This is a genomic window from Kouleothrix sp. 19917 (assembly GCF_057073505.1).
In genome coordinates this window covers 3,110,246-3,132,116 of record NZ_CP097099.1, presented here as the reverse complement: position 1 = coordinate 3,132,116, position 21,871 = coordinate 3,110,246, and the positions used below count along the sequence as shown (strand labels likewise).

At 64.7% G+C, this 21,871-nt stretch carries 18 protein-coding genes; 14 read left to right on the top strand and 4 right to left on the bottom strand.

Annotated elements, in window-relative coordinates; translation table 11 throughout:
• Positions 1 to 3 precede the first annotated feature (3 nt).
• A complete protein-coding gene (locus M1P90_RS12780; protein ID WP_483703040.1) occupies positions 4 to 567 on the top strand; it encodes an anthranilate synthase component II in 564 nt (187 codons plus the stop codon).
• Positions 568 to 946: 379 nt separating this feature from the next.
• Here M1P90_RS12780 and M1P90_RS12775 read toward each other — a convergent pair whose 3' ends face one another.
• Complete coding sequence (locus M1P90_RS12775; protein WP_483703039.1) at positions 947 to 2,503, bottom strand: FAD-dependent oxidoreductase; 1,557 nt, start codon at positions 2,501 to 2,503, stop codon at positions 947 to 949.
• A 398-nt stretch (positions 2,504 to 2,901) separates the two neighbouring features.
• Between M1P90_RS12775 and M1P90_RS12770 the strand changes: the two genes are divergently transcribed.
• From M1P90_RS12770 to M1P90_RS12750, 5 genes are read left to right on the top strand one after another with little or no spacing between them, the layout of a single operon-like run.
• Positions 2,902 to 4,515, top strand: a complete 1,614-nt coding sequence (locus M1P90_RS12770) for an ATP-binding SpoIIE family protein phosphatase (RefSeq protein ID WP_483703038.1) — start codon at positions 2,902 to 2,904, stop codon at positions 4,513 to 4,515.
• Positions 4,496 to 4,852 carry an STAS domain-containing protein gene (locus M1P90_RS12765; protein WP_483703037.1) on the top strand — a complete coding sequence of 119 codons (357 nt, stop codon included), beginning with the start codon at positions 4,496 to 4,498 and terminating at the stop codon, positions 4,850 to 4,852. Before M1P90_RS12770 ends, M1P90_RS12765 begins: the two co-directional genes overlap by 20 nt.
• A 26-nt stretch (positions 4,853 to 4,878) precedes the next feature.
• On the top strand, positions 4,879 to 5,238 hold the full coding sequence (locus M1P90_RS12760; RefSeq protein ID WP_483703036.1) for an STAS domain-containing protein: 360 nt from the start codon (positions 4,879 to 4,881) through the stop codon (positions 5,236 to 5,238).
• Positions 5,239 to 5,274: 36 nt separating this feature from the next.
• Positions 5,275 to 6,030 carry a DUF1990 family protein gene (locus tag M1P90_RS12755; RefSeq protein WP_483703035.1) on the top strand — a complete coding sequence of 252 codons (756 nt, stop codon included), beginning with the start codon at positions 5,275 to 5,277 and terminating at the stop codon, positions 6,028 to 6,030.
• 6 nt (positions 6,031 to 6,036) lie between these two features.
• Positions 6,037 to 6,384 (top strand): hypothetical protein, encoded by a 348-nt coding sequence (locus M1P90_RS12750; protein WP_483703034.1) that lies wholly within the window; start codon positions 6,037 to 6,039, stop codon positions 6,382 to 6,384.
• A 172-nt stretch (positions 6,385 to 6,556) separates the two neighbouring features.
• Here the strand turns inward: M1P90_RS12750 and M1P90_RS12745 are convergent, their stop codons facing one another.
• On the bottom strand, positions 6,557 to 7,072 hold the full coding sequence (locus tag M1P90_RS12745; RefSeq protein ID WP_483703033.1) for a transposase: 516 nt from the start codon (positions 7,070 to 7,072) through the stop codon (positions 6,557 to 6,559).
• A gap of 96 nt (positions 7,073 to 7,168) precedes the next feature.
• Here M1P90_RS12745 and M1P90_RS12740 point away from each other — a divergent pair, with 96 nt between their 5' ends.
• From M1P90_RS12740 to M1P90_RS12720, 5 genes are all read left to right on the top strand, one after another.
• Positions 7,169 to 8,602 carry a phytoene desaturase family protein gene (locus tag M1P90_RS12740; RefSeq protein ID WP_483703032.1) on the top strand — a complete coding sequence of 478 codons (1,434 nt, stop codon included), beginning with the start codon at positions 7,169 to 7,171 and terminating at the stop codon, positions 8,600 to 8,602.
• A gap of 94 nt (positions 8,603 to 8,696) precedes the next feature.
• Positions 8,697 to 10,151, top strand: a complete 1,455-nt coding sequence (locus M1P90_RS12735) for a hypothetical protein (protein WP_483703031.1) — start codon at positions 8,697 to 8,699, stop codon at positions 10,149 to 10,151.
• A gap of 177 nt (positions 10,152 to 10,328) precedes the next feature.
• Positions 10,329 to 11,663, top strand: coding sequence for a hypothetical protein (locus tag M1P90_RS12730; protein WP_483703030.1), 1,335 nt, complete (start codon positions 10,329 to 10,331; stop codon positions 11,661 to 11,663).
• A gap of 162 nt (positions 11,664 to 11,825) precedes the next feature.
• A complete protein-coding gene (locus M1P90_RS12725; RefSeq protein ID WP_483703029.1) occupies positions 11,826 to 12,287 on the top strand; it encodes a hypothetical protein in 462 nt (153 codons plus the stop codon).
• 156 nt (positions 12,288 to 12,443) lie between these two features.
• Positions 12,444 to 13,403 carry a c-type cytochrome gene (locus M1P90_RS12720; RefSeq protein WP_483703028.1) on the top strand — a complete coding sequence of 320 codons (960 nt, stop codon included), beginning with the start codon at positions 12,444 to 12,446 and terminating at the stop codon, positions 13,401 to 13,403.
• Between the two features lie 241 nt (positions 13,404 to 13,644).
• On the opposite strand, the gene M1P90_RS12715 is transcribed toward M1P90_RS12720, so the two are convergent.
• A complete protein-coding gene (locus M1P90_RS12715; RefSeq protein WP_483703027.1) occupies positions 13,645 to 16,524 on the bottom strand; it encodes an ATP-binding protein in 2,880 nt (959 codons plus the stop codon).
• A gap of 326 nt (positions 16,525 to 16,850) precedes the next feature.
• On the opposite strand from M1P90_RS12715, the gene M1P90_RS12710 reads away from it, so the two are divergent.
• From M1P90_RS12710 to M1P90_RS12700, 3 genes are all read left to right on the top strand, one after another.
• Entirely contained in the window at positions 16,851 to 19,694 is a 2,844-nt protein-coding gene (locus tag M1P90_RS12710; protein ID WP_483703026.1) for a cation-translocating P-type ATPase, read from the top strand.
• A gap of 151 nt (positions 19,695 to 19,845) precedes the next feature.
• A complete protein-coding gene (locus M1P90_RS12705) occupies positions 19,846 to 20,205 on the top strand; it encodes a CidA/LrgA family protein (protein ID WP_483703025.1) in 360 nt (119 codons plus the stop codon).
• Positions 20,202 to 20,924 (top strand): LrgB family protein, encoded by a 723-nt coding sequence (locus M1P90_RS12700; RefSeq protein WP_483703024.1) that lies wholly within the window; start codon positions 20,202 to 20,204, stop codon positions 20,922 to 20,924. Before M1P90_RS12705 ends, M1P90_RS12700 begins: the two co-directional genes overlap by 4 nt.
• Positions 20,925 to 21,197: 273 nt before the next feature.
• On the opposite strand, the gene M1P90_RS12695 is transcribed toward M1P90_RS12700, so the two are convergent.
• Positions 21,198 to 21,818, bottom strand: coding sequence for a hypothetical protein (locus M1P90_RS12695; RefSeq protein WP_483703023.1), 621 nt, complete (start codon positions 21,816 to 21,818; stop codon positions 21,198 to 21,200).
• Positions 21,819 to 21,871: the final 53 nt, after the last annotated feature.

Here is a 21,871-nt window from a genome sequence, read left to right as displayed (position 1 = left end):
CCAATGATCCTCCTGCTCGATAACTACGACTCGTTCACCTATAACCTGTATCAGTACCTGAGCGAGCTGGGCGCGGACGTGCTGGTAAAGCGCAACGACGAGCTGACTGTGCGCGAAGTGGCCGCGCTTGCGCCCGAAAAGATCGTTATTTCGCCGGGGCCGTGCACGCCCAACGAAGCCGGCATCAGCGTGCCGATCATCCGCGAGCTGGGCGAACGCTTCCCGATCCTGGGCGTGTGCCTGGGCCACCAGTCGATTGGCGCGGCCTACGGCGGCGTGGTGGTGCGCGCCCCACAGGTGATGCACGGCAAGCTCTCGCAGATCCATCACGAGGGCGCGGGCGTGTTTCGCGACCTGCCGGCGCCCTTTCAGGCCACGCGCTACCACTCGCTGATTGTGCGCCGCGACGACCTGCCCGAGTGCCTGGAAATCACCGCCTGGACGGACGACGGGCTGATTATGGGCCTGCGCCACCGTGACCTGCCGGTCGAGGGCGTGCAGTTCCACCCCGAATCGATCATGACCGACGCGGGCAAGCAGCTGCTGCGCAACTTTCTGGCGAACTAATTGCGCTTTCAGCGCAGGGGGTGGGGGATAGGGAATAGGGCTTGGCGATTGCAATGGTCACGTTCTTCCCTAATTCCCACCGACCGACCGCCGATGAAGGCGCTGGGGCAAGTCGACGTTGGAGTGAGAACGTGATCGATCCACAGATTGCGCAGATTACACAGATATGTGGTCTCTCATCTGCGTAATCTGCGTCACCTGTGGATGAAATTTGGACTTCGACATGGCCCTAGACGAAGGCGACCATCGACAACCACTGACGACGTAGATGTAATGTGTATGCGCATCCTGAGTGCGCGAAGCGCGTATCGAAGGGTGCGCGTCTTATGCACACCACCCTAGACGTGGTCAGTCGTCCGTTGTCCGTCGTCCGAAACACTCACACCACTTCGCCCAGCTCGCCCGCCAGATTATCCCAGCTCAGCACCTGCCCGTCGCGCTGCAATTGCTCGCGCAGCTGGCGGTAGGGAACATCCTGCACGGCGCAGCCTTTGGCAATGGCGAGGTTCGCCGCCGCCGCAGCCGATTGCCCGAGGATCATAAAGACCGGCTCCATGCGGATCGAGCCGTAGGCGATGTGCGAGGACGAAAGGCACACCGGCACCAGCAGATTTTCGCACTCGCCGCGCCGTGGCACAATCGCGCGGTAGCTGATCGGGTAGGGCGGGAAGCCGGCCACCTGCACATCGCCCTCGTTCCACACGCGGCCGTCGCGCACAAAGCGCCGGCAGTTGTGCGAATCCATGGTGTAGGCCGCCAGCCCCACCACGTCATCCGCCGCCGTCGCGCCCCGGCAGTCGTGCTCGGTCATAACATAATCGCCAAGCATGCGCCGCGCCTCGCGCACATACAGCTGGTGCGGCCAGCCGCCCGTCGCGGTGAATTCGTCGGCCGCCAGCCCCCATTCGGCCCAGCGCTCGCGGATCGCGGGCGGCACCGCCGGGTCGTTCGCCATGAACCACATATAGCCCTGCTGGTAGCTCACGTGCGCCTGGAAGATGCGCTCGCGCTCGGCGTAGCCAGCTTCCGGGTAGGCGTAGTTGCGGCCAATGAAATCTGACGAGAGGCCGCCGTGGTTGTTCATATCCACCTTCTCGCCTCGGATCGGGTCGAACTTGCGAAACACCTCTGCGCCCCAGCCGGCGGCAAAATAGCGCGCCAGCAGCTCGTATTCGCGGCGGTCGTAGGCGGCGGGCTGCGCGAAGGGGATGCGATTACCCGGCGCGCGCGTGAGGCACAGCCGGAAGTTGTACGCCTGCACGCGATGGTCGCCGGTGCCGGGTGGCTCGGCGGGCGCGGCCTCGATGCCGGGCAGCAAGCCGCTGCTCGGGTCGCCGGGCGTGATGTAGGGGTCGATGGGCAGGTCGAACTGGTGGGTCGGGTGAATTTGCACACCGTTCAGCGTTTCGCCATACTGCGCGTTCGATTCGCGCCCGACGGTGTAGGAAACCCCGGCGCGCGCCAGCAGGTCGCCTTCGTAGCTCGTGTCGAGGAAGATGCGCGCCTGCACCGTCAGCCCGCCCTCGGTGGTGATGCTCGTGATGCGCTGGCCGTCCATCGCGACGCTGGCAAGCGGCTGGCGCGTGCGCACCGGCACGCCCGCCTCGGCCAGCAATTCGGCCAGCACGGCGCTGGCAACGTGCGGCTCGAAGCGCCATTCTTCGGCTTCGCCGTAGTGCGCGCCACAGCGGCGGTAGAACTCGCGCGACAGCCCGCCGATTGCGCGCTTGTTGCCAATGTCGGTCATGCTCAGGCCGCCCGCCGTTATGCCGCCCACCGCCCCGCCGTGCTCGATCAGCACCGCCGTGCGGCCCAGCCGCGTAGCCGCCACGGCGGCAGCAACGCCCGCAGCCGTCGCGCCATACACGCACAGATCGGCGGCGAGCGTTTGGGTTGCGGCTGGCGCGCTGCCGGGCCGGTAGTAGTAAAGGGTCATGGCTCTTTTTTCCTCCTGCTGCCCTTGATTTCCTGGAGCTGAAAGCAAAACGATCGCGCCACAGAGCGCACAGAGGTCACTGAGCAGAGATCTCCAACCTCAGTGTGTTCCGTGTTCTCTGTGGCCAAATACTTCTGCACGTCGCTCCATTATTTCACACATTTGCCGGCCCAGCGTCGTTTCAGCGCCACCTATTGCTCACGAAAATCCTTCTGGAAAGGTACGGCTACGCCGTGCCAAAAGCGAATCGCGACCTTGCACCAATTTGCTATACTACCCCCACCGCACCATCAAACAGTAAACAAATTCTTTCGCTTTTGCCGCCCGTAACGTTTTTCGTAACGATACCCGGACGATTGCGCGTTACACTCCCGCCGTGAAGTGATTGTGAGAAGCGTATGACCACTCTGCTCCAGTATTTCCGGCGCGCCACGCGGCGTGTTGCCGAGCCACAAACGGCTGTTGAACCCGCGCCCGTGTCGGTGCAACTCAAGGTGGTGCCGGCAATTGAGATCGCGCCCAACGACCCGCTAATCGCCTACTTCCTGAGCGTGCCGGGTGCTGCCGAGCTGGCGCGGCTGCGGCTAGAATCGCCGGCGCTGGAGGCGATGCGCGCAGCCGGCGTGCAGGTGGTGGTGCCGCTGCTTGGGCAAGGCGAGCTGATCGGCCTGATCAGCCTGGGGCCGCGCCTGAGCCAGCAGGAATATTCGTCGGATGACCGCGCGCTGCTGAATACGCTGGCGGTGCAGGCCGCGCCAGCCGTGCGCGTGGCGCAGCTGGTGCGCCAGCAGCAGCTTGAAGCGCGCGAGCGTGAGCGCATTGCCCAGGAACTGCGCGTGGCGCAGCTGGTACAGCAGACGCTGCTGCCCAAAGAAGTGCCGGTGATTCAGGGCTGGCACCTCGAACGCTACTACCAGCCCGCCCGCGAGGTTGGCGGCGATTTCTACGACTTTATTGAGCTGCCGAGCGGGCAACTAGGCCTGGTGATTGGCGATGTGACCGACAAAGGCGTGCCAGCGGCGCTGGTGATGGCAACCACCCGCAGCATGCTGCGCGCCGCCGCGGGCCGGCTCGAATCGCCCGGCGCGGTGCTGGAGCGCGTGAATGACGTGCTCTGCGACGAGATCCCGCCAAACATGTTTGTCACCTGCCTGTACGCCATTCTCGACCCGGCGAGCGGGCTGCTGCGCTTTGCCAACGCCGGCCACGACCTGCCCTACCGCCACGGCCCGCAGGGTGTGGACGAGCTGCGCGCGCGTGGCATGCCGCTGGGCCTGATGCCGGGAATGAACTACGAAGAAAAGGAAATGATCCTCGCGCCGGGCGAAGGCGTGCTGTTCTACAGCGATGGCCTGGTCGAGGCGCACAACCCCGCGCGCGATATGTTCAGCTTTGGGCGGCTGCAGCAGTTGCTTGGAAACGCGCGCGGCAGCGAAGGCTTGGTCGAGATGCTGCTCGACGAGTTGGCGCAATTCACTGGCGCAGGCTGGGAGCAGGAAGACGACATAACCATGGTGCTGCTGGAGCGCGATATGCAGCCTGCGCAGCCCGCCACCGCGACCGAATGGCGCACGCTGGCCGAGTGGGACCTGCCGAGCGAGCCGGGCAACGAGCGCCTGGCGATGGAGCAGGTTGGCGACGCGGTGAGTGCGCTGAACCTGCCCGCACGGCGGCTCGAACGGCTCAAAACTGCCGTGGCCGAGGCAACCATGAACGCGATCGAGCACGGCAACCACAACGACCCCGCGCAGATGGTGCATCTCTGCGCGCGCGTTTCGGCCACGCGCCTGGCGGTCGATATTATTGACAATGGCGGGGGCGCGCCAATTGCGGCGGCAGAAACACCCGACATCTACGCCAAGCTGGATGGCGATCAATCGCCGCGCGGCTGGGGCTTGTTCCTGATCAAAAGCATGGTTGACGAAATGAATGTGCGCAGCGACGAGCAGCACCACGCTATTGAACTCATACTGCATCTGGAGGGAAAGGACGATGCCAAACAAACCGCTTGAGGCGCAGGTGCGCGCAGTGCCGGGCGCGATCGTGATCGACCTGCATGGCGAGATCAACGCATTCGGCAGCGCCGCGCTGAACGACGCCTATGCCCTGGCCGAAGCGAGCAACCCCGCGCTGGTGCTGCTGAACTTCGCCGATGTCGACTATATCAACAGCACCGGCATTGCGCTGATCGTCGGCTTGCTGGCGAAAGCGCGCGCGGCTCGCCGCCGCCTGACGGTCTGCGGGCTGAGCGAGCACTACGTCGAGATTTTTCAGATCACGCGCCTCGCGGATTTCATGGCAATTTTTTCCGATGAGACGGCCGCCCTGGCGGGTGCAACAGCCGCCTAACCACACAGCGACCAAGGAGCATCATCATGCCACAAGCCAATGTCACCATGAACGTTCGCAAGGCCGGCGGCACCGTGAGCATTATCGACATTCAGGGCGAAGTAACGGCTTTTGCCGAGAAGGTGCTGAATGAGGCATACAACCAGGCCAGTGGCGCAGGCGTGCGCGCGGTGCTGCTGAACTTCAGCGGGCTGGAATATATGAACAGTAGCGGCATCGGCCTGCTCGTCACCACGCTGATCCGCGCGAACCGACAGGGCCAGAAACTGATGGTGTTTGGTCTGAGCGATCACTACCGGCATATTTTCGAGCTGACGCGCCTGAACGAGGCGATTGGCGTGTATGATGGCGAGGCGGCGGCGCTGACGGCCGCGCGCGCACTGTAAACTGTTTCCCCACCTGTAGCACAGAGCGAGGCGAATATGACCGAGCAAGAACAAGAACCCCAGGCCAGCCAGCCGCGCGATGCCGCCAACTGGGCCGGGCGCGTTGAGACGCTGACTATCGGCACGGTGCCGGCTGGCGCGATGAACCTGAATGTCGAAGGGCGGCGCGTGGTTGGGCCGCTCCAGGGCTTTGGCGCGCTCTGGCAGAAAACCTACCAGGTGCGGCTCCATGGCGAAGGGCTGACACCCACCGACGTTGTCCGCGTGTGGAAGGAGCGCTTTCCCGAGTTTCAGCCGCCGCAGAACCGCTTCTACCCCTCGGTGGCGGGCGTTGCGCCGGGCGAAGTGGTGCTGATCAACGCCTCACTGCAAGGTTTGCCTGTCGGCACGGGCGTGATGGTGCTGTATGCCGACGACGAGTCGTTTACGCTGATGACGCCGCAGGGCCACCCCGAGTCGGGCTGGGTGACGTTTAGCGCCTTTCAGGATGATGAGGCTGACGACACAATCGTCGCGCAGGTGCAGAGCATGGCGCGCGCCAATGATCCCATGTACGAGCTGGCATTCCGCGTGATTGGCTCGCGCGAGCAGGAAAAAATCTGGACGCACGTGCTGCAATCGCTGGCGGCGCACTTCGCCTGCGCGCAGGATGTGAGCCTGAGCAAAACCTGTGTCGACACGACCCTGCAATGGCGGCAGGCCGGCAATATCTGGCACAACGCGGCCATGCGCTCGATGCTCTATACCATGGCGGCACCGCTGCGCTGGGTGCGCAACGCGGTCGGGCGGTGATGCGGCGTGGTGTGGCGCGGCGGCGCCGCTGCGCTGGGTGCGCAACGCGGTCGGGCGGTGATGCGGCGTGGGGTGTGGGCGCGGCGACGTGGGGTCGGGTGTGGCGACGTGGGTGGGCGGGGCGACGTGGTGTGGGACGTGGCGACGTGGTGTGGACGTGGCGGCGTGGTGTGGCGTGGCGACGTGGTGTGGCGTGGCGACGTGGTGTGGCGTGGCGGCGTGGTGTGGCGTGGTGTGGCGATGCGGTGTGGCGTGGCGCGGCGGCGTGGTGTGGGCGCGGCGGCGTGGTGTGGGACGTGGCGACGTGGTGTGGGACGTGGCGACATGGTGTGCGACACGACGTGGTGTAAGTAAGGGCGAAGCATTTGCACCCGAAGATCGGAGCAGCGCCGATTTACGATACATCGTTCTTGATCGGAGTGGCCTCGATCGATGTGGGCAAATGCTTCGCCCCTACGTGTGCCGACGACCCGGCGATGTCTCGCCGACGACGTATCCGTGTCACCGTGGTATGCACGCCGATGGGCTACCACCGCCACCGCGCTGGGTTTTCCTCGATGTACCGCTGGATGCGCTGGAACGCGCGGTCGTCGCGGATGATGCGCTCGTAGTAATCGCGCTGCCAGAGCGACGCGCCGGGGGTGTGCCGTGCCGCGTTGACTTTGCGTGTGGAAACGGATTTGAAGTTCTGCATAATGGCGTTCAGCGAGCCGCGCCGCGTGCCATTCGGCCAATCGCCATTCGCGGGGACAGGTACGCGCTCGGCGGGCGCATCGTGTACGATGAGAATGCCGTGCATATGGTCGGGCATGATCACCCAGGCGTCGAGCGTGAGTGCGGGAAAATGTCGCGGCAGCGCAAGCCAGCAGCGCGCCACAATCTGCCCAAGTGGCGAGAGTGTGTGCCCGTCCGCGCCGATGGTGGCGAGCAAATGCTGGCGATGTTGCACGCAGATGGTCACAAAATATGCGCCGGCCTGCGTGTAGTCGTAGCCGGGCAGGCGGATGGAGCGCCGATGGTGGCGGCTTGGATCGTAGGGCATGCAGGCTCCAATTGAACAGGCTTCGTATGGTCTTGACCGCAGGTGGGCAAACAATGATGCGAGCAGGGCGATACCGTTGCACATAGACTGGCTCGAATGACATCACGTTCGCAAACTCACTACGATGCCGTCGTTGTTGGGGCGGGGCCGAACGGTCTGGCCGCCGCAATTACACTGGCGCGGGCCGGCCGCTCGGTGCTGGTGCTGGAAGCCGAGCCAGGTGTCGGCGGCGGCACGCGCTCGGCTGAGCTGACGCTGCCCGGCTTCGTCCACGACATTTGCTCGGCAGTGCACCCGCTGGGCGTTGGCTCGCCTTTTTTTCAGAGCCTGCCACTTCACGAACACGGCCTCGAATGGATTCACCCGCCCGCGCCGCTGGCACACCCGTTCGATGACGGTAACGCCGCTAGTCTTGAACGCTCAGTGCGCGCGACTGGCGCGACGCTCGGGCCCGATGCCGAGGCTTATTGGCGGCTGATGGCGCCAGTTGCACGCAACTGGGAGCGCATCGCGACCACGACGCACGCGCCGCTGCGGCTGCCACGCCACCCCCTGGCGCTGGCGCATTTTGGGCTGCGGGCGGTCTGGCCGGCGCGCGCCCTGGCCGAGGTGTGCTTCCGTGGCGAGCGGGCGCGGGCGCTTTTTGCGGGAATGGCCGCGCATTCGATTTTGCCGCTGGAGCGCGCACCGAGCGCCGCCGCCGGGCTGGTGCTGGCGAGCCTGGGCCACACATTTGGCTGGCCCATCCCACGCGGCGGCTCGCAGCGCATTGCCGACGCGCTGGCGGGCTACCTGCGCGCGCTGGGCGGCGAGATCGTGACAGGCGAGCGCGTCGAGACGCTGGCGCAGCTCCCGCCAAGCCGCGCCGTGCTGTTCGACCTGACGCCGCGCCAGATTGTGCGAATCGCGGGGGAACGGCTGCCAGCCTCGTATCGGCGCGCGCTGGGCCGCTACCGCTATGGCCCCGGCGTGTTCAAGCTCGATTGGGCGCTGGACGGGCCGATCCCCTGGCGCGCGCCCGAGTGCTCCCGCGCCGCGACGGTACACCTCGGCGGGACGCTGCCCGAAATTGCGGAGTCGGAGCGAGGCGCCTGGCAGGGTCGACACGCCGGGCGGCCATATGTTCTTCTGGCACAGCAAAGCCTGTTCGACGCCACACGCGCCCCGGCGGGCAAACATACCGCCTGGGCCTACTGCCATGTGCCGCACGGCTCGAACTGCGATATGACCGAGCGGATCGAGCGGCAGATCGAGCGCTTCGCACCGGGCTTTCGCGACCGCATTCTGGCGCGCAGCACGATGAACCCGGCGGCAATGGAGGCGCACAACGCCAACTACATCGGCGGCGACATCAACGGCGGTGTGCAGGATTTCTGGCAGCTTTACACCCGCCCAACATGGAGTTTCACACCCTACCGAAGCGCCGCGAAGGGCGTCTACATCTGCTCGTCGTCTACGCCGCCGGGCGGGGGCGTGCACGGACTGTGTGGATACTATGCCGCGCAAACCGTGCTGCACGACGACCCGTAACGTGCTTCGTAACGATTGGCGGACGCTTGCCGTGTATGAATAGTGCAGAATGAGTTTGCCAGATATGGCCAAGAGAATGGAAAGCGAGCCAGGAATGAGAAGCGCCGAGGCGATAAGCGAGCGCCAGCTGCCGCGTGGTGCGTGGCTCATCCTGCTGTTTGTGGCGGCCCTGATCTGCCTGGATATTGCGCAGGTGATCTATCGCGTGTTGCTGCCCACCGAAGGCTGGAACTACAGCCAGGGTACGACCACCGACGATTACCAAGCTAACGTCCTGATTTTCACCACCAATCTGCTTGGCCCGCCCTCGCCAATTCAGGCGGGCGATCGGCTAACCAATATTGCTGGCATGAACATTGACCAACTGCAAACCATGGTCGTGCCGGCGGTATCAGATGGCTGGCAGGCCGGGCAGATTGTTCGCTACACAGTGCTGCGTGATGGGCAGGCTGCCGACCTTGCCGTGCCGCTGAAGCATTGGACACTCGCAAGCATCGTAGCCTACACCTTCCGCGATTTCAGTGCCATCAGCAACGTCGTGAGCGCGCTGCTCATGTTTAGCATCGGCCTGTTTGTGCTGCTCAAACGCCCCTACGAGCTGGCAGCGCGTGCGCTCTTGCTGCTTGGTTCTGCCTTTCTTGCCAATAATATCAGCCTGGGCTTTATTCCGGATGGACCAACAACGCAGACAAGCTCGATCTGGTGGTTAACTGCCTTGCTGAACTACTGGATCTTCGGTTTCTTCATCGGACCAACTTTTTTTACGCTATCGCTCACCTTTCCGCGCCCAAAGAATGTGCTGCGGCGCGCGCCCTGGCTCCTGGCGCTTCCCTACACAATTTTCTGGTTACTCGTCGCGATATTTGGCTGGCTGCCACAGATTGGCTATGGCCTGACAGGCGGATTTTTTCTGCTCTCGCTGCTTTCCACCATTCACTCCGCGTTCACCCAACGTGATGTTGTAAGCCGTACACAACTGCGCTGGATGCTTGGCGGCCTGATCGGGGCGATCCTATTATTTGTGCCATTCGTCTTGCTGACAGTTGTGCTGACTCCAGAATCGCAGTTTATCTGGGCGATTTATCTGACAGCATTCCTTTCGAACCTCTCATTCCCGGTGTTTATCGTCTGTCTGTCGATTGCCATCCTGCGCTACCGGCTGTTCGACATCGACATCATCATCCGGCGCACGCTGGTCTACTCAATTCTGACGCTTCTGCTTGGCTTGATCTACGTCGGCTGCATTCTGCTCGGGCAGGCGCTCGCCACCCGTCTGACGGGCAATTCCGAGCCGGCGACAGTTGCCTCGACGCTGGTGATTGCGGCGCTGTTCTTCCCATTGCGCCGGCGCATTCAGAACCTGATCGACCGGCGTTTCTACCGCAGGAAATACAACGCCCAGCAGGTACTGGCTCAATTCGCCCTCGCCGCGCGCGACGAAACCGACCTTCAGGCATTAACGGCTGAACTTGGGCGCGTGGTGAACGAAACCGTGCAGCCTGAGTTTGTGAGCGTGTGGCTGCGCAAACCGGAACGCGACACGCGATAGCGTTCACTTACAGAAAAAGAGACATCCATGCAGCCTTCAGTCTTGACCAACGAACAACAGAATGAACGTCGCTTTGATCGCGGAAGCTGGGTTACGCTCAGCACCATTGTAGTGTTTTTAATTCTCTGTCTCGCCGGCACAGCGGCACAACTCACGATTCCAAACGATGGCTGCTTGATGGACACAACCAGCGTCGCGACTCCAACGGTTCAGGGCTGCGTCGGCGACTGGCATACACCACTGCGCGTTGGCGACACAATCGAACAGTTTGCGGGCCGATCAGCCGTCGGCGACCCAACTCAGGTGGTCAAAACGCTGCCTCCAGCCGGCTGGGTCGACGGCGGCGTCGTACAGTACCGTGTCGTGCGCGCCGGCCAAACGCTGGATCTCGCTGTGCCGTTGCACGACTGGAGCGTCGATCAGGTTGCCCGAGCATTCTGGTTCGAGCTAAAGTACTACACAAACGATCTCGTGCTTTTGTTGTGCACCGCAGTGATCTTCTGGCTGCGACCGGGCAGCCGCGCCGCACAATTGCTGCTTGTGGCGTTTGCGTCGATTGCAATTCATGATCTGGTCTTCTGGCCGGTGGAAAGCACAATGAGCGGCAACAATTTTGTTTCTTCTCCATTGGCTTGGTTCCCCGGTAATCTGCCTGGGAGCTTCTACGGCTGGCTGCTGGTTGCGCCTTTGCTGCTGCTGGTGCTGAGCTTTCCTCGCCCGATCTGGCCGGTGTCGCGCTGGCCGCGTCTTGTCCCAATATTGGTTTTTGGGCTGGCATTCGCCGCCACACTTGCGTCTTTTGCGTTTGGAAATTTCTTGATTTACCTGGCCCAGTTGGGTTTGTATGCGGCACTGGTGTTAATTGCGTTTATTGTCGCTACAGTGTATACGGTGTTGCGCGTGCGCGACCCGGTTGTGCGCGCCCAGACAGCATGGCTTGGCCTGGGTCTGGCCGGCTTCAGCGTTAACATTCTTGGGTGGATCGCGATAAATTCGGTGCCGGAATTCAGCACGATCATCGCCGACCACCCGATTGCGCTGAGTCTGCCGCTTGACATTCTGAGAACGTTCACGCTGCCGGTCTGTCTGGGCATTGCGATCACACGCTACCGATTGTTCGATATCGAGGTAATTATCCGGCGCACGCTGGTGTATTCGGTGCTGACGATCACGCTGGGCCTGGTGTACGTGGGCTGCATTCTGCTCGGCCAGGCACTTCTTACGCTCGTCATCCCGCAGGCTGATCAGTCGCAGGTGGCGACAGTTGCCTCGACGCTGGTGATTGCGGCGCTGTTCTTCCCACTGCGGCGGCGCATTCAGAACCTGATCGACCGGCGCTTCTACCGCCGGAAATATAACGCCCAGCAGGTGCTGGCGCAATTCGCCCTGACCGCCCGCGACGAGACTGACCTCGCGCGCCTGACCGATGAGCTGCTGCGCGTGGTGGACACGACGGTGCAGCCCGAGTTTGCGGGCGTGTGGCTGCGCAAAGCCCCCTCCGAAAAGCAGTAAAGCCCGCTTCTCTATGTATCTCCAAAGCTCCCCAATTAGTCGCAACATGTGTAGACGCGCACGAGCCTCCGTAACGCTTTCTGGACGCTGGCCTGCTATTGTTTTCACAAGCAATGCAGCCCGGGCAGCGCGCCCGGCAGACGTATAGAAAGCGAGACGGCAATGCTTGAAGGCAAACTGCTGGCAGCCAGCGAGCGGAAACTTTCGGATTTGGTGCTGGATGGCCTGTTTGGCGGCCTGGCCGGCGGCGCGGCGATGGCAGTGTACTTGGTGGTTTGGGGCATTGCAGTGGGTCAAAGTGCTGGCGGCGTGTTGCGTCTGTTCAGCCCAGGCGGGCAGGAAACGCTGCTTGGCGGAACGCTCACGCACCTGGCGGTGGCAGCCGTGTACGGTATTGGCTTTGGCGCGCTGTGGTGGGCGTTCGGGCGTGTGCGGCGCGTGGCCGTGCCTGGCTGGCTTGCTGGCGCGCTGTATGGCATGCTGCTGCTGATCGTGGCGAAGCTGGTGGTGCTGCCTGCTGGTGGCACGGCGCTGGCGGAAATTCCCACCCTGCACTTTGCCCTTGCGCACCTGCTTTATGGCGCGGTGTTAGGCGCGGTAAGCGAGCGCCTGCGCAGCAGTTAGCACGCTTTCGTAACCCTGCCAATGCTTTGTTCGTCTGATCGTATGCCGAGTTCACGCGCTGCTCCGTTTTTTGAAGGCAGGCGCGCAGCGATTTGGTTCGCCCGTAGTTCGCACAAGCTGGGAGAAAGCACACCCGTTTTGGGAAAGGAGCGCAGCGTGTTTGATTTCGTTGGTGTTGGGGTTTTAATTCTCTTGCTCTTGCTCTTCGGCTTCCTCACCTGGCGGGCATGGCGCGCCCGCAATGGCATTGTGAAGTGGGTGGGGACGATCGTTGCCGGCCTGCTGACGCTGGCGGTGGCAGTGGTGACAGGGGCGGCCCTGAATGGCTTTGCAATGCTGAATCGTACGCACACTAACCCGGTGCAGAATGTGAAAGTGGCCGGTTCGCCCGAGCAGATTGCGCGCGGCGAGAAGCTGGCGAATATTTGCGTAGACTGCCATGCAACAGGCGGTCAGCTCCCGCTCGCCGGCCAGGATTTCGCCACCGATGGCCCGCCCGTGGGCACGCTCTACGCGGCTAATCTCACACCGGGCGGCGAGCTGAAGGACTGGAGCGACGGCGAGATCATTCGTGCGATTCGCGAGGGCATTCATAAAGATGGCCGCTCGCTGCTGATTATGCCGTCGATGACGTTTCGTGGGCTGAGCGACGAGGATGTGCAGGCACTGGTGGCGTACCTGCGCTCGCAGCCGGCCGCGCCAGCCACGCCGCCAACCAAGATCAACCTCATGGGCGCGCTGCTCGTGACCATGAGCAATGGCGCGTTTCTGAGCGCGCAGGAACCAGTGACTAGCCCGGTTGTCGCGCCGCCGGCCGGCCCAACTGCGGAATATGGGAAATACCTCGTGTACACCATTGGCGGCTGCCGCGACTGCCACGGCCCAACCCTGGCCGGCGGCATTCCCAACCCGAATGGCCCGCCCGCCGGCCCGGATATTACCGGCGTGGCGCAGCGCTGGAGCGAAGCCGAGTTCATGAACACGATCCGCACCGGCGTCCGCCCGAATAACGTACCGCTGAGCGACGCCATGCCCTGGAAGGCAATCAGCGGCTTCGCCAGCGATGACGACCTGCGCGCGATTTTTGCTTACCTGAAGACGCTGCCGGCGAAGTAAACGTCTTCACATAAAACGTTCCGAACAATTGCCACAAAGACTCGAAGGCGCAAAGACCTATTAGCTAACCCTGCGACCTTCGAGTCTTTGTGGCTATTTGAACAGGGGTGGGCTTCGCAGGAGTCAGGAGATTGGGCGCTCTGAAGTATTCTTCGCTGAATCGTACGCACTACGCACGACGCTTTAGTTTAGAGCGTAATGCAAAGCAATAAAATTTCCCTTCTATCCCCCATCCCCGCTCTCACCACTCCACCAGCTTCCAAATCTCGGGCTGCATCGCGCCGGCATTCGCGCCGATCTGGGCGAAGATCGTCACGGCCTGTTTGAGCTGCGCCATCGCCGCGTCGGATTGCCCGGCGTCGTAGAGCAGGTCGGCCAGGGTGTTGCGCAGCGCCGCCTCGCGGTGGCGGTCGCCCTGGGCCTGGTAGATCGCGGTGGCGCGTTCGGCCAGCGCCAGCGCGCGCTCGGTCGCGCCGGCGGCACGCTCGGCCAGGGCGAGGTTGTTGAGCGCCGCCGCGCGCCCGCCATCGTCGCCAAGCTGCTCGGCCAGGGCCAGGCTGCGCCCCAGGTGCGCGCGCGCCGCGTCGAGATCGGCGGCGTGGCTGGCCAGAATGCCCAGGATGTTATGCGCCTCGATCAGGGCGCGGGCTTCGGCGGCGCGCTCGGCTTCGCGTAGGGCAGTGGCGGCCAGCTCGCCCGCGCGCGCGGAATCGCCGCTGCGGTGGGCATTCAGGCTCCACGCGGCATACAGGCGCGCGCGCTCGCCATCGGCCCCCGTATTGGGCAGCGCCGCCAGTGCCGCCTGCAGGTGGCTTTCGGCCTGCTCCCACTCGCCCTGGCGATGAAACAGATCGGCCAGCTTGCGCTCGATGCGGGCGGGCGCGGCAGGTGTGTGGAGCGCGGCGGCGGCCTCGTAGCTGCGCAGCGCCGCGCGATACTCGCCCAGCAGGGTGTGCATGTCGCCGCTGGCTTCGTGCAGCGCGCCCGGCTGCGGGTGGCCCAGCGCCAGCGCCGCCGCGAAATGCGCCAGCGCATCGGCGTTGGCATACACACGCCGGGCGTGCTCGCCAGCACGCGCAAATTGCTCGGCGGCTTCGGCATGCTGGCCGGCGAGCTGGTAGTGCTGGGCCAGCCGCCCGGCCAGCGCGTCGCGCTCGGCGGCGCTGCGGGCGCGGCTTTCGAGCGCGGCGGCGACGCGGCGGTGCAGCAGGCGGCGGCGCGCCAGCGTGATCTCGCCATACACCAGCGCGCGCAATTTTTCGTGGTAGAAATCGTAGCTCGGCAGCTCGGCGGGCAGCTCGTGGATCAGGCCGCGCGCCAGCAAGTGCTCCAGTGCGGCAATCGTTTCTTCTTCATCGCGCCCGCTGGCCGCGTGCACGGTGTCGTAGTCGAACGAGCGACCGATCACGGCTGCGGTCGCCAGCACCTGCACGCCCGTTTCGCTAATGGCAGCCAGCCGGGCATGCAGCAGGTCGCGCACGCCACGCGGCACGGCCCAGTCGGCCGGCGCGGCATCCCCGGCGTTGGCGAGCGCAGCCAGGTATTCCACCACGAAAAACGGCAGCCCTTCGGTTTCCTGAAATAATTGATGGCTCAGCCGGCCCTGACCGGCGTGTCGCACCAGCGCGTCAACCGCATCCGAACCCAGGCGCGGAAGCAGGAGTGTTGTTGCCGCACCGGCACGGTGGCTTTCGGCCGCAATCGCCCGCGCGCGATGCTCGGGTGGTGTTTCGTCGCTGCGCCAGGCCAGCAGCAGGCACAGCGGCTGATCGCGCAGGCGGCGGGCCAGGTAGGCCAGCAGGTCGAGCGAGGCCGCATCGGCCCATTGCAGGTCGTCGAGCAACAGGATGCCCGGCTCTGGCCCGCCGCACAGCGCCAGCAGCACCTGCCCAACCGCTTCGAACAGGCGGCTTTGCGCGCCGGCCGCGTCGAGCGGGGCGGGCGGCGGCAGTTCGGGGCGCATGGCAGCCAGCTCGGGCAGCAGGTGCGCCAGCTCGCTCAGCCACTGTGTTGGCACCGCTGCAAGACGCGCCGTGCTTTCTGGCTTGTGCAGCGCGGCGCGCATGGCGTCGACAAACGGGCCATACGCCAGCGTGGCCTCGCCTTCGTAGCAGCGCCCGGCCAGGGTTTGCGCGCCGCGCTCGCGTGCGTGGCGCAATAGTTCGTCGGCCAGGCGCGTTTTGCCAATGCCGGCCTCGCCTTCCAGCGCAATCATTTGGCCGCGCTCGTGGGCAGCGGCATAGGCGCGGAGCAGCGCGGCCCACTCAGCATCGCGCCCAACCAATGGTGCGGCTGGCGCGGCTATGGGCGCGGGCGCTTGCGCGGGGCTTGCGGCGGGCGGCGGTGGCGCAGCAGTTGGCGCGGGCGGCAGGCGGTTCTCACGAATTTCCTGGTACAGCTCGGTGGTTTCGGCCAGCGGCGGCACGCCCAGCTCCTGATCGAGCACGCGCACGCAATCGCGGTACTGCTGGATGGCGGCGGCGCGCTGGCCCGACCAGGCGCACAGGCGCATGAGCTGGCGGTGCGCTTCTTCGCGCAGCGGGTCGAGCGCGAGCCACTGGCGCGCACATTCTAGCGCGGGCGCGAAATTGCCCAGCAGCGCGTGGCAGCTCATCAGCCGCTCCAGCGCGGCGGCCAGCACGCGGCGCAGGCGCTCGGCCTGAAATGCCTGCCAGTCGTCAAACTCGGGGCTGTCGCGCAGCGAGAAGCCGGCCATGAAGTCGCCGCGATACAGCCCGACCGCGCGCGTCAGCGTTTCGATTGCGGCCCCGCAGGCGGCTGTGGTGGCGGGCGCGGGTGTGGCAGCCAGACGCTCGAACTCCACTACATCGGCCCAAAGCGCCTGGAGCGCCGGCCCGCCAACCGTTTCGCGGTCGGCGTCGAGCGCGGCTGCGCCCAGCGCCTTGTTCAGCACCGAAAGCGTGCGCCGCAATGCACCCCGCGCGCGCGCCTGATCGTAGTCGGGCCACAGCAGCGCGGCCAATGTGTCGCGGCGCTGCGGCTGGCCGCCAAGCACGAGGTAGGCCAGCAGCGCCAGCGCCTTGCGGGTGTCGAGTTCGGGGCGCGCGCCATTGCGCTCAATGCCGGGCGCGCCAAGCAGAAAGAGCTGTACGTCGGTCACAGACTCACCCTTTGCCAACTGAAACGGCACTGCTCGCAAGTGTAGCGCGCCATCGTCCGCGAAACGTTACGAAAATCCGCCAGTCGCCATTCCAGGGACGCACGCTGCTGGGTGGCGCGATCATAGCACAGAAGCGCAGCAATCCATCCACAGATTACACAGATTGCGCAGATTAGAGATTCCATATCTGCGTAATCTGTGTAATCTGTAGATGATCTTGGGCTTTGACGTAACCCTGTGTTCCCGAGCGTGGTAGGATATGGCGCTGCTTGCGCTGCCCGCCGGCCGTGGTGCCGGCTTGCCGAGCGGCTGTGGAAGGGGGAGCTATGCCGGAGATTCCTGTTGGGGACGCGCCAGCCTATCGCCAGCCGGCTGACGCTGTTGTTGCTGCGCTGGGCGGCGATGCCGCGCGCGGGCTCAGCGCCGCCGAGGCGCAGGCGCGCCTGGCCCGTTCGGGCCGCAACGAGCTGCCGACGGTGCCGCCCGTGCCGGCGTGGCGGCGCTTTCTGGCGCAATTTCAAGATCCACTGACCATCTTGCTGCTGGTCGCCACCGTGATCTCGTTTGTCGCGTGGCTGATCGAGCGCGACGAAAGCCTGCCCTACGAGTCGATCACGATCCTGGCGATTGTGATCCTGAATGGCGTGCTGGGCTATGTGCAGGAGCAGCGCGCCGAGCATGCGGTTGCGGCGCTTCAGGCGCTGGCCGCGCCCAACGCGCACGTACTGCGCGACGGCCAGCCGCGCCTGGTGCCCACCGCCGAGATCGTTCCTGGCGATGTGCTGCTGATCGAAGAAGGCGACACCATCGCCGCCGATGGGCGCGTGCTGGAAGCGATTGCCCTGCGCGTGGCCGAGTCGTCGCTGACGGGCGAGAGCAGCGCCGTTTCCAAGCACACCGAAGCGCTGGAAGAAGAAGCTGGCCTGGGCGACCAGACCGACATGCTGTTTAGCGGCACCGCTGTGGCGGCCGGGCGTGGGCGCGCGATTGTCACGGCCACCGGCGCGGCCACCGAGCTGGGCAAAATTGCTGGCGCGCTCCAGCAGGCCGAGGACGAAAGCACACCCTTGCAGCGCGAGCTGGCGCGCGTCGGCCGGCTGCTGGGCATTGTGGTGATCGCCATCGCCGTGGTGATGAGCGCGACCATCCTGCTGGTAGACGAAGTGCGCACCCTCTCCGAGGCGGTCGATGTTCTGCTGCTGGCGGTGTCGCTGGCGGTGGCGGCGGTTCCCGAAGGGCTGACCACCATCACCACAATTGTGCTGTCGCTGGGCATGCAGCGCATGGCCGGGCGCAATGTGATCGTGCGCAAGCTGGCTGCTGTGGAAACGCTTGGCTCGACCACCGTGATCTGCTCGGACAAAACTGGCACGCTGACGAAAAATGAAATGACGGTGCGCACGGTTGCCACCGCTGGCGGGCGGGTCGATTTCACCGGCATTGGCTACGACCCGGCCGGCGAGGTGCAGCAGGGCGGCGCGGCGGTTGCCGACCCGGCGCTGCTGGAAGAAGTAGCGAAGCTGCTGCGCGCCGCCGGCCTGACCAACAACGCCACGCTGGTCGAGCAGGATGGCCGCTGGAGCATTCAGGGCGACCCGACCGAAGGCGCGCTGCTGGTGGCGGCGCGCAAAGTCGGCCTTGCCCGCGCCGAGCTCGACCAGCGCTTCCCACGCATTGGCGAGGTGCCGTTTTCTTCCGAGCGCAAGCTGATGAGCACCGCGCACAACGACCGCGCGCACGACGACCGGGTGGTGGTGTTTGCCAAGGGCGCGCCCGATGTGCTGCTGGCGCGCTGCACGCACGAGCGCGTGGGCGAAGCCAGCGTGCCGCTGAGCGACGAGCGGCGCGCCGCGATTGGCGCACGTATCGAGCAACTGGCCGCCGACGCGCTCCGCACGCTGGGCGTGGCCTTTCGCACGCTGCCGGGCAGTGTGGCGGGCGGCGCGCTGGGCGAAGAAATCGAGCAGGAACTGGTGCTGCTGGGCATCATTGGCATGATCGACCCGCCGCGCCCGGAAGCGCGCCAGGCCGTGGCCGAGGCGCAGGGCGCGGGCATCCGCGCGATCATGATCACAGGCGACCACCCGATTACGGCGGCGGCGATTGCTGCCGAACTGGGCATTGTGGCCGCAGGCGTGCCAGCAATCACGGGCGGCGAGCTGCAGCGCCTGGACGACGCAGGCATGCAGGCCGCGCTGGCCCGCAGCTCGGTGTTTGCGCGCGTCGCGCCCGAGCATAAGCTGCAGCTGGTGCGCGCGCTCAAGCGCAATGGCGAAATCGCGGCTATGACCGGCGATGGCGTGAACGATGCGCCCGCGCTCAAAGCTGCCGATATTGGCGTGGCAATGGGCATTACTGGCACCGACGTCTCGAAGGGCGCGGCCGACATGATCCTCACCGACGACAATTTCGCCTCGATTGTGGCGGCGGTGGAAGAAGGGCGCTCGATCTTCGCGAACATCCAGAAATTCCTGCGCTATCTGCTTTCGTCCAACATTGGCGAAGTGCTGGTGATGTTCTTCGGCGTAGTGCTGGCGGGCGTAATCGGGCTGGTGCCCGAGCCCGGCCAGGCGATTGTGGTGCCGCTGCTGGCCACGCAAATTTTGTGGATCAACCTGCTGACCGATGCCGGGCCAGCGCTGGCGCTCGGCGTCGAGCCGGCCGACCATGGCGTGATGACGCGCCCGCCACGCGACCCGCGCAGCAGCGTGATCACGCGGCGCATGTGGGTCGATATTGTGTTTGTGGGCGTGGTGATGGCGGTTGGCACGCTGGGTGTGATGGATTGGGCGCTGCCGGGCGGGCTGCTGCCGGGCGGCACTGGCTCGATGGAATACGCCCACACGCTGGCCTTCACGACGCTGGTGTTTCTGCAGCTGTTTAACGTCTTCAACGCGCGCTTCGACGACCGCAGCGCCGCGTACCGGCTCTTCAGCAATGTCTGGCTGTGGCTGGCTGTGGCGGTTTCAGCCTTGCTGCAAGTGGCGGTGCTGTACGTGCCGTTTCTGCAATCGGCCTTTGGCACCGTGCCGCTCGGCGCGCGCGACTGGCTGGTGTGCATCGGGGTGGGCAGCAGCGTGCTGTGGGCGATGGAACTGAAGAAGCTCGCGCTGCGCCTGGCTGGCCGCAGCGGGCAGCCAGTGCTGCAAACGGCTTCGCGCCCGCAATAGAGCCAAGCCCAAATAACCACCAAGACACCAAGGCACCAAGATTTTATGGCTTCCTGAAGACCTTGGTGTCTTGGTGTCTTGGTGGTGAAAATTCTCCTGGCGGCTTTATTTGAAAGGTATTGGCCCTTCATATGTATGTACGGAGTTTGGCATGGACATAATTGGCGCTATGATGACATTGCTGGCCTTCCAGCTTGCCGGCGAAGTGATCGCCCGCGCGCTGGCGCTGCCGCTGCCCGGCCCGGTGCTGGGCATGCTGCTGCTGTTCGCGGCGCTGCTCGTGCGCGGCGGGGTGCCCGCGCCACTGCGCACAGTCGGCCAGTCGATGCTGAACCATCTGTCGCTCTTGTTTGTGCCGGCTGGCGTTGGCATTATGGCGCACTTTGCGCTGCTGCGCGCGGCCTGGCTGCCAATCCTCGCGACGCTGGCGCTCAGCACGCTGGTCACGCTGGCCGTCGCCGCGCTGACACTCAAGCTCTTGCTGCGCGGCCAGCGGGGCGACCCGGCATGACGCAAAATATTGCCAGCATCTGGGTCTACCTGGCGCAAACGCCCTTGCTGTGGCTCACGGCGACGCTGGCGGTGTATATGCTGGCGCACGAAATCTACCGGCGGGCGCGCTTCAACCCACTCTTTAACCCGGTGCTGATTGCGGTGACGCTGCTGGTGGTGCTGCTGCTGGCCACTGGCACGCCCTACCAGCGCTACTTCGATGGCGCGCAGTTCGTGCACTTCCTGCTTGGCCCGGCAACTGTGTCGCTGGCCATCCCGCTGTATGGCGCGTATGGCACGCTGCGGCGGCGGCTTGCGCCGCTGGCCGGCACGCTGCTGCTTGGCGCAGTTGCGGGCGTGCTGGCGGCGGGCCTGATCGGGCGGGCGCTGGGCTTGCAGGGGCAAACGCTCATGTCAATTGTGCCGAAATCCGTCACCACGCCAATTGCGATGGGCATTTCCGAGCAGCTAGGCGGCCTGCCTTCGCTCACTGCCGTGCTGGTCATTCTGACCGGCATTTTCGGCTCGGTGGCGGGGCCGCCGCTGCTGGCGCTTCTGCGCGTGGATGACGACAGCGTGCGCGGCTTTGCGCTTGGCATCGCGGCGCACGGCATTGGCACGGCGCGCGCGTTGCAGATCAGCGAGCAGGCCGGGGCGTTTGCCGGCCTTGCGATGGGCCTGAATGGCGCGGTGACGACGATCGTTGCGCCGCTGCTGGTGTGGCTGCTGCGGGGCTAGCTGCTGCCTGTGTTCAAGCGTTGAGACACAGGACGCAGACAAACTGAGACAGATGGCGTTATGCTGCTCTGCTTCTTGCCCGCTTTCCTGAAATAGCACGCCGACGAACGCTGACCAACGCGGATAGCTGTATGCCTCTCTAATCCGCCTTCTCTGCGTGTGTCCACGTCCTGTTTAGCAGAAATGTGCAGTCGGCAGTAAGCAGCAGGCACGTGCGATGCAAAAGTCTGGAAGCATACCCGCAAAACCGCCGACTGATACCTGCTTACTGCTCTAGCTGCGCTTGCCGCGCCACTCGCTCACGCCCACCGCCGCAAAGGCGATGCCGCTGGTCAGAAAGGCCAGGTGGTCGGTGGCCCAGTCGGGGCCGATGGGCAGTGGCGTGCCGAACAGGATCGGGATGGTGCTGACGCCGACGAAGACGAGCGCCAACGATGCCCAGCGCGGCAGCACGCCACTGCGCAGCGCGCCAATGCCCATCAGCAGGGTCGCAATGCTGGTGGAGAAGACCGACAGGCCCATGAACGTGTCGTTGAAGGATGGCGCGCCCAGCACGCCGCTGAGCAGCACAAGGTTCGCCGTGCCAAGCGCCAGCGCGATCACGGTAAACAGCAGGCCGGCAATCGCCAGTTTCTTGCTGCGGTTTTGCAGGCGAGTAAACAGCCCCGCCAGGCCCAGCCCGAGGATCACAACCGAGAGGACGAACAGGCGCAGGCCAATGCGCAGCGCGAGCGGCAATTCCTGGTCTGGCCCGTCTACCAGGGTGCCGCTGATCAGGCCGTAGGCAACAATCTGCACAAAATCGCCGATCCACAGCAGGCCGCCAATTGTGAAGGCCGGGCCAAGCAGGCGGGCGGCGCGTGGGGTGGCAATCGAAACAGCGTGGGTTGACATCGTGTGGCTCCTTTGGGGCTAACGATTTCTGACAGGGAATAGCCTATCACGCG

Bases quoted from the DNA above. Each gene is read 5' to 3' on its own strand.
- M1P90_RS12780 (WP_483703040.1), top strand. From the start codon at position 4: ATGATCCTCCTGCTCGATAACTACGACTCGTTCACCTATAACCTGTAT.
- M1P90_RS12775 (WP_483703039.1), bottom strand. From the start codon at position 2,503: ATGACCCTTTACTACTACCGGCCCGGCAGCGCGCCAGCCGCAACCCAA.
- M1P90_RS12770 (WP_483703038.1), top strand. From the start codon at position 2,902: ATGACCACTCTGCTCCAGTATTTCCGGCGCGCCACGCGGCGTGTTGCC.
- M1P90_RS12765 (WP_483703037.1), top strand. From the start codon at position 4,496: ATGCCAAACAAACCGCTTGAGGCGCAGGTGCGCGCAGTGCCGGGCGCG.
- M1P90_RS12760 (WP_483703036.1), top strand. From the start codon at position 4,879: ATGCCACAAGCCAATGTCACCATGAACGTTCGCAAGGCCGGCGGCACC.
- M1P90_RS12755 (WP_483703035.1), top strand. From the start codon at position 5,275: ATGACCGAGCAAGAACAAGAACCCCAGGCCAGCCAGCCGCGCGATGCC.
- M1P90_RS12745 (WP_483703033.1), bottom strand. From the start codon at position 7,072: ATGCCCTACGATCCAAGCCGCCACCATCGGCGCTCCATCCGCCTGCCC.
- M1P90_RS12740 (WP_483703032.1), top strand. From the start codon at position 7,169: ATGACATCACGTTCGCAAACTCACTACGATGCCGTCGTTGTTGGGGCG.
- M1P90_RS12735 (WP_483703031.1), top strand. From the start codon at position 8,697: ATGAGAAGCGCCGAGGCGATAAGCGAGCGCCAGCTGCCGCGTGGTGCG.
- M1P90_RS12730 (WP_483703030.1), top strand. From the start codon at position 10,329: ATGGACACAACCAGCGTCGCGACTCCAACGGTTCAGGGCTGCGTCGGC.
- M1P90_RS12725 (WP_483703029.1), top strand. From the start codon at position 11,826: ATGCTTGAAGGCAAACTGCTGGCAGCCAGCGAGCGGAAACTTTCGGAT.
- M1P90_RS12710 (WP_483703026.1), top strand. From the start codon at position 16,851: ATGCCGGAGATTCCTGTTGGGGACGCGCCAGCCTATCGCCAGCCGGCT.
- M1P90_RS12705 (WP_483703025.1), top strand. From the start codon at position 19,846: ATGGACATAATTGGCGCTATGATGACATTGCTGGCCTTCCAGCTTGCC.
- M1P90_RS12700 (WP_483703024.1), top strand. From the start codon at position 20,202: ATGACGCAAAATATTGCCAGCATCTGGGTCTACCTGGCGCAAACGCCC.
- M1P90_RS12695 (WP_483703023.1), bottom strand. From the start codon at position 21,818: ATGTCAACCCACGCTGTTTCGATTGCCACCCCACGCGCCGCCCGCCTG.